General features: G+C 64.4%; 14 protein-coding genes. 8 read left to right on the top strand and 6 right to left on the bottom strand.

What is annotated here, in order from left to right; all coding sequences use genetic code 11:
* Window positions 1-41: 41 nt before the first annotated feature.
* Complete coding sequence (gene hrpB / locus PG897_RS20465) at window positions 42-2,489, bottom strand: ATP-dependent helicase HrpB (RefSeq protein ID WP_270829327.1); 2,448 nt, start codon at window positions 2,487-2,489, stop codon at window positions 42-44.
* A 155-nt stretch (window positions 2,490-2,644) separates the two neighbouring features.
* Between hrpB and thpR the strand changes: the two genes are divergently transcribed.
* The 8 genes from thpR to panC all read left to right on the top strand — a co-directional run bounded on the left by thpR (window position 2,645) and on the right by panC (window position 9,722).
* Entirely contained in the window at window positions 2,645-3,172 is a 528-nt protein-coding gene (gene thpR, locus PG897_RS20460) for an RNA 2',3'-cyclic phosphodiesterase (protein ID WP_201882855.1), read from the top strand.
* 42 nt (window positions 3,173-3,214) lie between these two features.
* Window positions 3,215-3,958: a DNA/RNA nuclease SfsA gene (gene sfsA, locus PG897_RS20455; RefSeq protein WP_017780529.1), complete on the top strand. Its 744-nt coding sequence runs from the start codon at window positions 3,215-3,217 to the stop codon at window positions 3,956-3,958.
* 119 nt (window positions 3,959-4,077) lie between these two features.
* Complete coding sequence (dksA, locus tag PG897_RS20450; protein WP_005304459.1) at window positions 4,078-4,527, top strand: RNA polymerase-binding protein DksA; 450 nt, start codon at window positions 4,078-4,080, stop codon at window positions 4,525-4,527.
* A 113-nt stretch (window positions 4,528-4,640) separates the two neighbouring features.
* Window positions 4,641-5,549: a tRNA glutamyl-Q(34) synthetase GluQRS gene (gene gluQRS / locus PG897_RS20445; protein ID WP_201882856.1), complete on the top strand. Its 909-nt coding sequence runs from the start codon at window positions 4,641-4,643 to the stop codon at window positions 5,547-5,549.
* A 319-nt stretch (window positions 5,550-5,868) separates the two neighbouring features.
* Window positions 5,869-7,368, top strand: coding sequence for a polynucleotide adenylyltransferase PcnB (gene pcnB / locus PG897_RS20440; RefSeq protein ID WP_270829326.1), 1,500 nt, complete (start codon window positions 5,869-5,871; stop codon window positions 7,366-7,368).
* Window positions 7,369-7,379: 11 nt separating this feature from the next.
* Entirely contained in the window at window positions 7,380-7,889 is a 510-nt protein-coding gene (gene folK, locus PG897_RS20435) for a 2-amino-4-hydroxy-6-hydroxymethyldihydropteridine diphosphokinase (protein ID WP_043171255.1), read from the top strand.
* The gene (panB, locus tag PG897_RS20430; protein WP_005304470.1) at window positions 7,886-8,680 is read left to right on the top strand and encodes a 3-methyl-2-oxobutanoate hydroxymethyltransferase; all 795 of its coding nucleotides are present in this window, start codon (window positions 7,886-7,888) and stop codon (window positions 8,678-8,680) included. The genes folK and panB overlap by 4 nt, the downstream gene beginning before the upstream one ends.
* Window positions 8,681-8,864: 184 nt before the next feature.
* A complete protein-coding gene (gene panC, locus PG897_RS20425; RefSeq protein WP_042007042.1) occupies window positions 8,865-9,722 on the top strand; it encodes a pantoate--beta-alanine ligase in 858 nt (285 codons plus the stop codon).
* 64 nt (window positions 9,723-9,786) lie between these two features.
* Here panC and PG897_RS20420 read toward each other — a convergent pair whose 3' ends face one another.
* The 5 genes from PG897_RS20420 to PG897_RS20400 are packed head-to-tail and all read right to left on the bottom strand — an operon-like array spanning window position 9,787 to window position 13,001.
* On the bottom strand, window positions 9,787-10,314 hold the full coding sequence (locus tag PG897_RS20420; RefSeq protein ID WP_201882857.1) for a rhodanese-like domain-containing protein: 528 nt from the start codon (window positions 10,312-10,314) through the stop codon (window positions 9,787-9,789).
* A 1-nt stretch (window position 10,315) separates the two neighbouring features.
* Entirely contained in the window at window positions 10,316-10,756 is a 441-nt protein-coding gene (locus PG897_RS20415) for a MauE/DoxX family redox-associated membrane protein (RefSeq protein WP_042007044.1), read from the bottom strand.
* 44 nt (window positions 10,757-10,800) lie between these two features.
* Window positions 10,801-11,061 carry a DUF3343 domain-containing protein gene (locus PG897_RS20410; RefSeq protein WP_017411022.1) on the bottom strand — a complete coding sequence of 87 codons (261 nt, stop codon included), beginning with the start codon at window positions 11,059-11,061 and terminating at the stop codon, window positions 10,801-10,803.
* On the bottom strand, window positions 11,058-11,840 hold the full coding sequence (locus PG897_RS20405; protein ID WP_201882858.1) for an acyl-CoA dehydratase activase: 783 nt from the start codon (window positions 11,838-11,840) through the stop codon (window positions 11,058-11,060). The genes PG897_RS20410 and PG897_RS20405 overlap by 4 nt, the downstream gene beginning before the upstream one ends.
* A gap of 9 nt (window positions 11,841-11,849) precedes the next feature.
* Entirely contained in the window at window positions 11,850-13,001 is a 1,152-nt protein-coding gene (locus tag PG897_RS20400; RefSeq protein WP_201882859.1) for a double-cubane-cluster-containing anaerobic reductase, read from the bottom strand.
* Window positions 13,002-13,136: the final 135 nt, after the last annotated feature.

Below are 13,136 nucleotides of genomic sequence, written 5' to 3'. Positions count from 1 at the left end.
AGCGTCTGCTGGCGCTGGGCTTCGCCATGCCCGGCAGCAATCTACAACCCCATCTTCTTCTTGGTGACTCTGGTCGGCATCGCTTCCAGCGGGTTGTCCGGCCAGTAGTGGCGGGGGTAGCGTCCCTTCATCTCTTTTTTCACCAGCTCGTAGGAGCCGGCCCAGAAAGCGGCCAGATCGGCGGTGATCTGCAGCGGCCGCTGGGCCGGGGAGAGCAGCTCCACCACCAGCGCCACCCGGCCGTCAGCCACGCACGGAGTCGTGGCCTGACCGAACATCTCCTGGATGCGCACCGGGATCACCGGCGCCTGACCCGGCTGATAGCGGATCCGCACCCGACTGCCGGTCGGCGCGGTGAAGTGGCCAGGCAGCGCCTCGTCCAGCCGTCTTGGCAGGGGCCAGGGCAGAGACTGGCGCAGGATGTCGGCAAGGTCGAGCTTTTTCAACTGCTCCAGCCGGGTCATGCCGCTCACCGCCGGCAGCAGCCATTGCTCGAGGTTGGCCAGCAGGCTCGCCTCATCCATGGCTGGCCACCCTTCGTCGGGCAGCCAGTCGGCGGCGCAACGCAAGCGGGCCAGCAGCCCCTCGCTGGTGTCATCCCAAGGCAGCACATGCAGCCCCTTGCGCCGGATCCCCTGCAGCAGGCAGCGCCCCTTCTGTTCATCAGAGAGTTCCGTCAGCGGTCGCTGGCTCAGCACCAGCTCGCCGATCACCTGCTGGCGTTCGGCCCGCACCCGCTCCTCGCGCTCGTCCCAGTCGAACCACTGGCGCTCGCCGACCAGCTCGGGCAGCTGGCGCACCAGCTCATCCAGCTCCACCGGCTCGGCGATGAAGATACGGCTGCCGCGCTCGTTCTGGCCCATCTCGATGGCAATGAGCGCCCCCTGCCCCTGACAGGGGTGACCTTCTACCAGATCGCAGCTCACCCCGCCACTGAGCTGATAACGGCTGCCGCTGCGCAGCTTGCCGATGCGATCGGGCCAGGCGAGGGCGCACAGCAGCCCCAGCCATTGCCCCTGGGCATTGGCGGGGCGAGTGCCGAGCCGCTCGAACCAGCGGGCCGCACTCTGGCGCAGGGCCCCCTGGCGGCGGTGGAACAGCACAGAGAGGCGCTCCGATCCTCGCAGATCTTCTTCCAGCAGCGCCACCAGGAAAGCCGCATCGGCGACAATCCCTGTCAGACCCTCGGCCTCCAGCTCGCGCGCGCGCAGCAGCATGCGGGCAAGCCGGGGATGGGTACCGAAGGTCGCCATGGCGCGGCCGGCCGGGGTAAGTTGTTGCTCACCCTCCGGCTTCATGGCGCCGAGGCTCACCAGCAGCCGCTGGGCGCTGGCCACGGCGGCGGCCGGCGGCATGTCCAGCAGCGGCAGATCTTCGACCTTGGCCCCCCACTGGGCGGCGTCCAGCAGCAGGCCGGTCAGCTCCTGGGTGAGGATGTCGGGCGGGCTCTGCTCGGCGAGGCGCTCCTGCACCTCGCTGCTCCAGAGCCGGTAGCAGACACCGGGGCCGAGACGCCCGGCACGACCCGCCCGCTGGGTGGCGGAGGCTTTGGCGATGGGGCGGGTCTCCAGCCGGGTGACGCCGCTCTTGAGGTCGAAGGAGGCGCGCCGCTCCAGCCCGCTGTCGACCACCACCGAGATCCCCTCGATGGTGAGGGAGGTCTCCGCCACATTGGTGGTGAGCACCAGCTTACGACGCCCAGCAGGCGCCGGCTCGATGGCCGCCTGCTGGGCCGCCATGTCGAGGCGGCCGTAGAGGGGGGCGAGGGTCACCTCGTCCGGCAGCCGTCCTTCCAGCCACTGCGCCAGCCGCTCGATCTCCCCTTGGCCCGGCAGGAACACCAGCAGGCTGCCGGCGTGGGCGGCCAACGCCTCCAGCACCACGGCGCCGACCTGGGGCTCCAGCCACTGCTGGCGATTGGCGGGGCGGTAGTGGTAGTCGATGGGAAAACCGCGCCCCTCGGAGCGCACCACAGGTGCCTCCGGCAGCAGCGCCTCGAGCGCCATACCGTCCAGGGTGGCAGACATCACCAAGAGCTTGAGGTCATCGCGCAGCCCCTGCTGGCTCTCGATGGCGAAGGCCAGCGCGGTGTCGGCGTGCAGGCTGCGCTCGTGGAACTCATCGAAGATGACCAGGGAGACGCCGGTGAGTTCGGGATCCTGCTGCAACATCCGGGTCAGCACCCCCTCGGTGACGATCTCGAGCCGGGTCTGGCTGCTGGTGCGGCTCTCGCCGCGTACCCGCAGGCCAATGCGCTCGCCCACCTTCTCCCCGAGCTGGCGCGCCAGAAAGCCCGCGATATTGCGCGCCGCCAGACGTCTGGGCTCCAGCATGATGATGCGACCGGGCAGCCGGTGCTGGCGCACCAGCTCCAGCGGCAGCAGGGTCGATTTGCCCGCGCCGGGGGGCGCCTGCAGGATCACGCTGGCATGGTTGTCGATGGCGGCAAAGAGTGCGGGCAGCACCGACACTATGGGGAAGGAAGACAAAGGGATCAGCACCTTCTTGTTGCAAGCCGTAAAACGGCGCCTATTCTGCCACAGCCTGCCCGGCCACCGTGAGTGGATGTCGGCCGGCGAGACAGGAGCGGACGGCTGCCATAGAATGGGCCACCCGTCCGCATCAAAGAGGCACCCTCACCCGAATGGCCAAACTCTTCTTTGCCCTGCCCGCCGAGGCGCTGGCCGCCGATATCGTCGCCTGGCGCGATCAACTGCCCTGGCCGGGCCAGCCGGTCCCCGCCGCCAACCTCCACCTGACGCTGGCCTTCCTCGGCGAAGCGAACGAGACCACCACCGCGCAGCTGATGGCTGCCGTCGAGCGCCAGCACTGTCCGCCGCTCACCATAGCGCTCAATGAAACCGGCTGGTTCGGCCGTGCCAAGGCCGCCTGGATTGGCCCGAGAGAGTGGCCCAACGAGCTGACCGTGCTGGCCAGGGCGCTGCGTCGCCATGGCGAGAAGCTGGGGCTTGGCAACGGCGAGCAGGGCTATCGCCCCCACGTCACCCTGTCACGCAAGGCGAGCGAACCGCCGGCGCTGCTGCCCGCCCCCGACTTTGTGCTGCGGGCCGACCGCTTCTGCCTCTATCAATCCCTCTCGACCCCGGATGGGGTGCGCTATGAGCCCCTCGCCTGCTGGCCGCTGCGGGCCAGAGAGAAGATGGCATCCTGACCGGCTGCCATGCCCAGACTCATCGATTAAGAGAGCCATACCATGATCTTCGATCCCCCCCTGCAATCCGGGCAGCTGGTCGCCCGCTACAAGCGCTTCCTGACCGACGTGCGACTCGACAACGGCGAGGTGATCACCATCCACTGCGCCAATACCGGCGCCATGACCGGCTGTGCCGAGCCGGGCACCCGGGTCTGGTACTCCACATCAAGCAACCCAAAGCGCAAGCTGCCCCACAGCTGGGAGATCGCCGAGAGCCCGGCCGGTCACTTCATCTGCGTCAACACGGCCCGCGCCAACCAGCTGGCCCGGGAGCTTATCGAGCAGGATGCCCTCGCCCCGCTGCGCGGCTATGCCAGACTGCGCACCGAGGTGAAATACGGCGAAGAGAACAGTCGCATCGATCTGCTGCTGGAAGATGACCACCTACCTGCCTGTTATATCGAGGTGAAATCGGTGACCCTGCTCGACGAGCGGGAGCAAGCCGGCATGGGTTACTTCCCCGATGCGGTAACCACCCGTGGCGCCAAGCACTTGCGTGAATTAATGGCCATGAAGGCGGCAGGGCACAGAGCCGTGCTGTTATTTATGGTTTTGCACTCCGGAATCGTGAGAATGCGCCCGGCAGCGCATATAGATCCGCACTATAGTCTGCTTATTGAGCAAGCAATTGCGGCAGGGGTTGAAATTTTATGCTATCGACCCCATGTTGGGGTGCAGAGCATGGTGGCACAAGATTTTATCCCGTTTGAATCTTGTCACCTGCTACCCGAGGGCAGCGAATAAATGTTGGAGTGGGTAACATTATTGGTACGGCTTGTTTGCCTCCAAGTTACCCTTCTGCTATAGATGTCGCCCTCAATTTATGGATGGCACGGGTAGCGTGCTGAATTAGGAGACAGGGCATGCCAACAGGCGAAAACAGGAAATCTCTGGGCCCCCTGGCCATTGCGGGTGTGGCGCCTTACCAGGAAAAACCGGGTGAGGAGTACATGAATGACCAACAAAAGGCACATTTTCGCAAGATCCTGGGAGCCTGGCGCAACCAACTGATGCAGGAAGTTGACCGCACCGTTGACCACATGAAGGATGAGGCTGCCAACTTTCCGGATCCAGTGGATCGCGCCGCGCAGGAAGAAGAGTTCGCGCTGGAACTGCGTACCCGCGACCGTGAGCGCAAGCTGATCAAGAAGATCGAGAAGACCTTGCTGCTGCTCGAAGACGACGACTTCGGTTACTGCGAACACTGCGGCATCGAGATCGGCATCCGCCGTCTGGAAGCCCGTCCGACCGCCGACCTCTGCGTTGACTGCAAGACGCTGGCCGAGATCAAGGAAAAACAGATGGCCGGTTGATACCGACCTCTGGCATGACACAAAAAAGGGAGCTCGCGGGCTCCCTTTTTTATTGAGCTTTTGGCCGGGTCGTCCCAGAATGCTGCCTCAATGCCTTTTTTATCCGAATGACCATGTCCGTGAATGCCACCCCGTCATCCCCGCCCCTCCCTTATATAGGCCGCTTTGCCCCCTCCCCTTCGGGTCCGCTCCACTTCGGCTCCCTGATTGCGGCGCTCGGCAGCTTCTTGCAGGCCAGGGCACAACAGGGGCGCTGGCTGGTGCGCATCGAAGATATCGATCCGCCGCGGGAGATGGCTGGGGCCGCCGACCTTATCCTCAAGACCCTTGAGGCCCATGGCCTGCAGTGGGATGGCGAGGTGATGTACCAGAGCCGGCGTCACGCCCGCTACGACGAAATCATCGAGCAGCTCTACCGGGCCGGCGATCTCTACTGGTGCCGCTGTACCCGGCGCGAAATCATGGCGAGCGGCGGTTTTTACAACGGCCACTGTCGCACCCTCGGACTGAGTGCAGAGGGCTGCGCCGCCCGCCTGCGCCAGCATCACCCGGTCTACGACTTCGAGGATGGCCTGCAGGGTCGTATCGCGGTACCGGCGGCGCTGGCCGAGGAGGATTTCATCGTGCGCCGGCGCGATGGGCTCTACGCCTACAACCTGGCGGTGGTGGTGGACGATATGGACTGCGGCATCACCGAGATAGTGCGCGGTGCCGACCTGCTGGAGCCGACGGTGCGCCAGATTGCCCTCTACCAGACCCTGGGCGCCCCCGTGCCCGCCTGGGTGCATCTGCCGCTGGCGGTGCAGGCCGACGGCAACAAGCTCTCCAAGCAGAATCACGCGCCAGCGCTGGCACAGGACGAGGTGCGCCCGGCCCTGTGGCGGGCACTGCACTTCCTCGGTCAATGTCCGCCCCCCGAGCTGCTGGCGAGCCGGGTCGACGAGCTCATCGACTGGGGCATAAGCCACTGGCAACTGGCCAAGGTGCCCGCCAGCGAGAAGATCCCGCTGGCTGACGGCTGAGCCGAACCGGCCGTGTTTATCTGATTGGACGTGAATCGCCCGAGGTTGGTCGTGATTTTACCGGGATAATCCGTTTCAAACGGGATCAATTGCCAGCACGGTTTTTCATTTGGTTAGACGTGAGCTATTGAATAGACCGCTATTTTTTGCGGCAATCCTGATTCAAACGGGATCAATTACCAGCACGGTTTTTCATTTGGTTAGGCGTGAGCTATTGAATAGACCGCTATTTTTTGCGGCAACACTGATTCAAACGGGATCAATTGCCAGCACGGTTTTTCATTTGGTGAGGCGTGAGCTATGATAGGCCGCTATTTTTTTGGCCTCCCGTCAATTTGAAGTCATAACGAGGTGTACCATTTTTTCCCAGATCGCAAACTTTTGCCGCAAGGTGCTCGGCAAGGAAGACGGCGAGCAGTCGGTGGAGTCCCCCATTCCGGCCCGTGTCGCCGGGCAACGTCGTACCTTAAGCCGTGACCAGCACCTGATTTCGCGCAAAGAGATCAGCGAGAATGCACTCAAGGTGCTCTATCGCCTGAACAAGGGCGGCTACGAAGCCTACCTGGTCGGCGGCGGGGTACGGGATCTGCTGCTCGGGAAGACGCCCAAGGATTTCGACATCGCCACCGATGCGACGCCGGAGCAGATCAAGTCACTGTTCAGCAACTGCCGCCTGATCGGCCGCCGTTTCCGGCTGGCCCACATCGTCTTTGGTCGTGACGTGATCGAAGTGGCCACCTTCCGCGGTCACCACCATCAGGTCAATACCAGCAAACATGTGTCGGCCCAGTCCGATGAAGGGATGCTGCTGCGCGACAACGTCTACGGCACCATCGAAGAGGATGCCGAACGTCGCGACTTTACCGTCAACGCCCTCTACTACAGCGCCAAGGACTTCACCCTGCACGATTTCGAGGGTGGGCTGGAAGACCTGGCCGAACGCAAGCTGGAACTCATCGGCGACCCCGAGACCCGCTACCGGGAAGATCCGGTGCGGATGCTGCGCGCCGTGCGCTTCGCCGCCAAGCTGGACATGACCATCAGCCCGCGCACCGCCGCCCCCATCAAGGAGCTGGCGCCGCTGCTGCAGGATATTCCGGCGGCCCGCCTGTTTGAGGAGACCCTCAAGCTGTTCCTGGCCGGCGATGCCCTGACCACCTACAAGCTGCTGCGCGAGTACGGTCTGTTCCAGCAGCTGTTCCCGCAGGTAGCCGCGCTGTTTACCCCGCACGGCAACTCGCCCTACGAGCAGTTCATCGAGCAGGCGCTGATCGATACCGACACTCGCGTTCGTGAAGAGAAGCGCGTCACCCCCGCCTTCCTCTACGCCACCCTGCTGTGGGGCTGCGTCGAGGCCCGGGGCCGGGTGCTGGAGAACGAGAGCGGCCTGCCCTGGTATGACGCCTTCATGTTGGCGATCAACGAGGTGCTGGACAACCAGGTGCGGATCATCGCCGTCCCGCGCCGTTTCACCACCGATGTGCGCGATATCTGGGCCCTGCAGCAGCGGCTGACCCGCCGTCAGGGCCGCCACCCCGAGCGGGCCATGGAGCATCCAAAGTTCCGCGCGGCGTTCGACTTCCTGCTGCTACGCAACCGGGTCGAACGTGGCCTCGGCGAGCTGGCCAGCTGGTGGGAACGCTACGTGGAGTCCAACCCGGACGTGCGCCCGCAGCTGCAACGGGAAGCGACTCGCCGCCCGGCCAGCGGTGAGCGTGGTCAGAGCGGTGCGGCCCGCAGCAACGATGGCGAGAAACGCAGCAGCAACAGCCGCAACCGTCGTCGCCCCCGTCGCCGCAAACCGAAAGCGGCCGAGTGACAACTGACGTGATGACCGAGGTCTTCGTCGCCATCGGCTCCAACCTGGCCGACCCCGTCGGCCAGGCTCGCCGCGCCATCGCCGCGCTGGCGACCCTGCCGGATTCCGTGCTGGTGCAGGCCTCGTCGCTTTACAGCAGCCGCCCCATGGGGCCTGCTGATCAACCGGACTACGTCAATGCCGTGGCCCGGCTCAACACCCGGCTGGCGCCGCTGGCGCTGCTGGATCAACTGCAAAAAATCGAGCTGGAACAAGGACGTGTGCGCAAGGATGAGCGGTGGGGGCCGAGAACCCTGGATCTCGATCTGCTGCTCTATGGCGATCAGGTGATCAACTCTGAGCGCCTCATCGTTCCCCATTACGGCATGCAGGAGCGGGAGTTCGTGCTGCTGCCCCTGGCCGAAATCGCGCCCGCTCTGGTGCTGCCCTGCGGCACGCCGCTCGCACAACTGGTTGCCCGCTGCCCGCGCAATGGCCTTGCCATCATTGCCGCAAGTGCAGACGAACAGGAGCCTCTATGAGCAAGATCACCACCACCAACCTGCTGAAGATGAAGCAGGAAGGCCAACGAATCACCGCCATCACCGCCTATGATGCCACCTTTGCCAAGCTGTTCGACGACGAGGGCGCTCACGTGCTGCTCATCGGCGATTCGCTGGGCATGGTGCTGCAGGGTGGCCAGGATACCCTGGCGGTCAACATGGACGAGATGGTCTATCACACCCGTTGCGTGGTGCGCGGCACGACCAATGCCCTGGTGGTGAGCGACATGCCGTTCATGAGCTATGCCACCCCAGAGCAGACCTATCAGAATGCCGCCCGGCTGATGGCGGCCGGCGCCCGCATGGTGAAGATGGAAGGGGGTGACTGGCTGTGCGACTCCATCCGCCATCTGACCCGCAACGGCGTGCCGGTGTGCGGCCACCTCGGCCTCACCCCGCAATCCGTGCACGTGTTTGGCGGCTTCAAGGTGCAGGGGCGCGACGAGTTCCAGGCCCAGGAGATCTACCGTCAGGCCCTTGAGCTGCAGGCCGCCGGCATCCAGCTGCTGGTGCTCGAGTGCGTGCCCACTTCGCTGGCCGAGCGCATCAGCAAGGCGCTGCGCATTCCGGTGATCGGCATAGGTGCCGGCCCGGCCACCGACGGCCAGATCCTGGTGATGCACGATGCCTTCGGCATCACCTCCGGCTATGTGCCCAAGTTCACCAAGAACTTCCTGGCCGAGACCGGCGACATGCGCGCCGCCATCCGGCTCTATGTGAAGCAGGTGAGCGAAGGGACCTTCCCGGGCCCGGAGCACTGCTTCAACTGATGTGATGCCGTGACGAGAGCGGGGGCCTGCGCCCCCGTTTCGCCCTCCGGGGCAGAGTGAGCCCCCTCTTTTGATGATTCATCCCAAGGTAACCGCCGATGATGATGCCGCGCGTTGACACTTCGCGCTTATCCGCACGGGCTCCTGCCCGCCTCTCTTTGATCTTTTCGAAGGTGAACAGTTGATGTTGGTCGTTAACAATCCCGCCGCTCTGCGTGAACAGATCGGCCAATGGCGCCGTGAAGGGCGCGCCATCGCATTCGTGCCCACCATGGGCAACCTGCACCAGGGCCACCTTACCCTGGTGAAGGAGGCGCACAGCCACGCCGAGAAGGTGGTGGTCAGCATCTTCGTCAACCCGATGCAGTTCGACAAGGCCGAGGATCTCGCCAACTACCCGCGCACCCTGGAGCAGGATTGCGCCGCGCTGGAGGCGGCCGGGGTGGACATGGTGTTCACGCCGACCCCGGAGATCATGTATCCGCAGGGGCTGGCCAGCCAGACCTTCGTCGAGGTGCCGGGTCTCTCCACGCTGCTGGAGGGGGCGCTGCGTCCGGGCCACTTCCGCGGCGTCAGCACCGTCGTTACCAAGCTGTTCAATCTGGTGCAGCCTGACGTGGCCTGCTTCGGACAGAAGGATTACCAGCAGCTGGCGCTCATTCGCAAGATGGTGGCCGACATGGCGATGCCCATCGAGATCGTCGGCGTGCCCACGGTGCGGGCCGAAGACGGGCTGGCGCTCTCCTCGCGCAACGGCTACCTGACCGCCGCCGAGAGAGCTATTGCCCCTGAGCTGGCGCGCACCATGAACTGGATCGCCGAGCAGATTGAAGCGGGTGACCACCACCTGCCCTCCCTGGTGGCCCAGGCCAGCCAGCGCCTCGACAAGGTCGGTTTTCGGACCGATGCCATCGACATCGTCGATGCCGCCACCCTGGAAGCGGCCACTGACGAGAGCGAGCAGCTAGTGATCCTGATGGCGGCGTATCTCGGCAAGGCCCGCCTCATCGACAACCGGGTGGTGGCGCTGGCCCGCCCCTGAGTCGCTGCGCCACTGACAACAAAGCCCGCATGTGCGGGCTTTGTTGTATCTGAGCACTTCCTGCCTACTCGGCGCTGATCGGGTAACCCGCCCCTTTCCAGGCGAAGATGCCGCCCGGCACCCGATAGACCTGCTGATACCCCTGAGTGACCGCCCAGGCTGCCCCGTTGTGGCTGCGGCCACACTTGACGAAGCCGCAGTAGAACACCACGGGCCGGGTCTTGTCGTCTCCCAGCAGGGCCAACAGCTGCTCGGGTGTGCCGCTCCCCTCGACGATCTGGCTCCAGTCATCGCCGGACTTGGCCTCCTTCACGAAGGCAAAATTCCTGGCCCCCGGAATATGCTCCTTCTTGTAGGAGTCCTCGAACGGCATGGTGTCGATGATCACCAGCGCCTCTCCTTTATCCGTCCGGGTCTTCAGCTCGGCCACGGTCAACAGCTGATAGCCCCCCTGCTGGGTCTCCTGGGAGAGCTGTACCGCCGCCTGCTCCAGTTTGGTCTCCTGCTCGAACTGGTTGTCGCCACAGCCACCGAGGGCAAAGCTGGCCGCAATCAGCGAGGCCATCAGGGTGCGGGATTGCAATCTCATCATGTCACTGCTCCTTTGGAACGGTAAAAACGGGGCGGGAGTGACGCAGCAAGGCGCCCGCAAGCGTCAACAGCAGCAGATCCCGCAAGAGGGCCTGTGGCAGCGAGCCGAGATCAGCCCTGCCAAGACAGCCGCAAGAGATGTCGAGCCCGATGGCGATGCCATAGCCCAACACCGGAATAAACAGGGCGAGCAGCCCGATCACCAGCCACAGTCCCCAGCGCCGGTTGGCGATGACCGCCACGCCTGCGCAGAGCTCCAGCCCGATAAGCCCCCAGACGGCAAGGGGAATGAACGGCGACCAGAGCAGACCGAAGGCGCCGATCTGCTCGGCGAACAGCTCCGGCGCAGCCAGCTTGAACCCGGCGGAGGCGACGAAAAATCCCCCCAGCGCCAACCTGGCCAGCACCCGCAGATACACGGCCACGGGATAGCTCTTTATCATCCATGCCCTCCACTGCCAACTCCCCGAGCAGGACTCACCATGCCCTAGCCGGCGGCCGGATAGCGGGCCAGTTCGCAATACTCACCGTCTTCGTCACAGCGAAAGACGGCGGCGGTTTCGCCGCGCTGGCACCACTGCTGCCACTCCTCGGGCGGGCAGTGCAGGCGGATGGCGAGGCCGCAGCCGGCACTGAGCCGGCGCGGTACGTCGCAGACCCGAAACGGGTGGGGCTGCTGCTCCAGCCGCTTGCGCAGCCTGACCGTACCGAGGGTGGAGTGAAACAGGTAGAGGAACTCTGCGTTCATGACTTACCTCCCGTGCGGGCACGCGCACCGAACAAGGCCGCCCCCAGCGCACCGGCAAACTGGGCGTCAGGGTGGGTGGCCACGTCGCAACCCAATCCTTGCGCCAGATAGTGGCGGAAGGTGGCGCAGTGGCTGACACCGCCGGTAAAGAGCACAGTCGGCCTGGCGCCGAGGCGGCCGATGAAGTTGGCACTGCGCCGGGCCATGGAGCGGACGATGCCGGCCAGGATCGACTCGGCCGGAATGCCCGCCGAGCGCAGGCTGATCGCCTCCGATTCTGCAAACACGGTGCACATGCTGCTGATGTCATGGGGCTCTGCCCCTTCCAGCAGCTCGTCGAGCTGTTCGACCCGCGCCCCCAGGGTGCGGGTGATCACCTCGAGAAAGCGGCCGGTACCGGCGGCGCACTTGTCGTTCATCAGAAAGTCGGTGAGGTTGCCGTCGCCATCGAGCTGGATCACCTTGCTGTCCTGGCCGCCGATGTCGATGACGGTGTGCACCGACGGACAGAGCAGGCGCGCCCCCAGCCCATGACAGGAGATCTCGGTGACCCGCCGATCGGCGAACGACGCCAGATCGCGGCCATAACCGGTCAGGGTCAGATGGGGGCGCTCCGGCAGCCCGGCCGAGAGCGTCTCCCAGCCTTGCTCGATGGCGGCCAGCGGACGAAAGGGGGTCGGCACCAGAAAGCGGCGAACGATGCGCCCGCCCTCTCTGTGGTCGAACAGGATCCCCTTGGTCGCGGTGGAGCCGGAGTCAATCCCGATGGTGAGTGACACGGCACCTCCTCACAGCATTTCGATAAAGGCCGCCAGCCGGGTAGCCAGCTGTCCCTTGTCGGCACTGGAGTAGTCGGTCTCCACCGCCATGTAGGGGATGCCGTGGCGATCACGCACGTGGCGTTTGATAGCGAGCGACTCCACCGCATAGGTGTGACAGGCCTGCAGGATCACGTCGATCACCCCGTCTGCCTGATACTCCTCCACCATCTGGCTCAGCAGATTCATGCGCTGGTGGTTGGGGGAGATGCAGGAGCAGCCGATGGCCAGATACTTGTCGGTCAGCGCATCGAACGGGTCACCCTGTTCGCTCACGCACTGCTCGGTCGCCTTGGCGCCGGTGCAGTTCTCATAACCCACCACCCAGCCGCCGTGCTCTTCAATGAGACGCACCACCTTATCGGCGGCGCCGCCGATGGGGCAGCCGGTGATGAGGATGCGCGGACGGGCATCGAGCCGCTTGCCGTCGGCGTACTCGGCCTTGATGCGGCGGGTCATCTCCTGCAGCTCGCCGATGAGCTGCTCCTTGTCGAAGCGGAAGGTGGCGCCATAGACCACCTTGAGGATGTCGGTGCCGCTCAGCGCCGGCGGGTTGAGCTGACCCAGCCGGTAGAAGTCGGCCAGCGCGCGGCGCTCGCGGTTCTTCAGCACGATGGCGTCGCGCAGCGCGTGCTCGCTGATGGGTTGGCCAAACTGCTGCTCCAGCAACTCCTTGAAGCGGACTATTTCGCTGCGCCACAGGGTGCGGGAGGCCTCGTCATCGGCGCGGTTGGGCAGCTGCATCACGTGCACCGGTTTGAACTCGGCCATGTACTCGTACATCTTCTTCTTGCCGTCGCAGGTGGTTTCCCCCACCACCAGATCAGAGAAGTAGAAGTAGGGGCACTTGTCGGTCTTGCCGAAACCGTAGCTGCTCTTGATCAGCGGGCATAGGTTGCGGGGCAGATCTTTCTCGGCCTCCTCTATGGTCTCGTCGCTGGTGGAGCAGAGCGATACCACCACGGCGCCGGCGGCCATCACCACTTCTTGCGGCATGAAGGTGCAGTAGGTGCCGACCAGGGGGATCTGTCGCTCCTTGAGTGCCATCACGGCCAGAAAGCCCTGCCGGCGGGCATCTGAAAAACTGTCGAAAATGGCTGGCAACTCGGTGATCAGTGACATAGGCGATCCTGCCCTGGTGAGAAAAAGAAGAGACGGAGGGCCGCCATTGCGCAGACCTTCCAACCGCGGGAATTATACCTTTGGGGGTAATCTGAAAATTGCGGTGGATCACAAGGTGCCGGATAAAGCCTTGAT

The organism is Aeromonas sp. QDB20 (assembly GCF_027707805.1).
Classification (GTDB): Bacteria; Pseudomonadota; Gammaproteobacteria; order Enterobacterales; family Aeromonadaceae; genus Aeromonas; species Aeromonas dhakensis.
The sequence above is the reverse complement of the archived record's forward strand: the minus strand, read 5'-3'. Positions and strand labels throughout refer to the sequence as shown.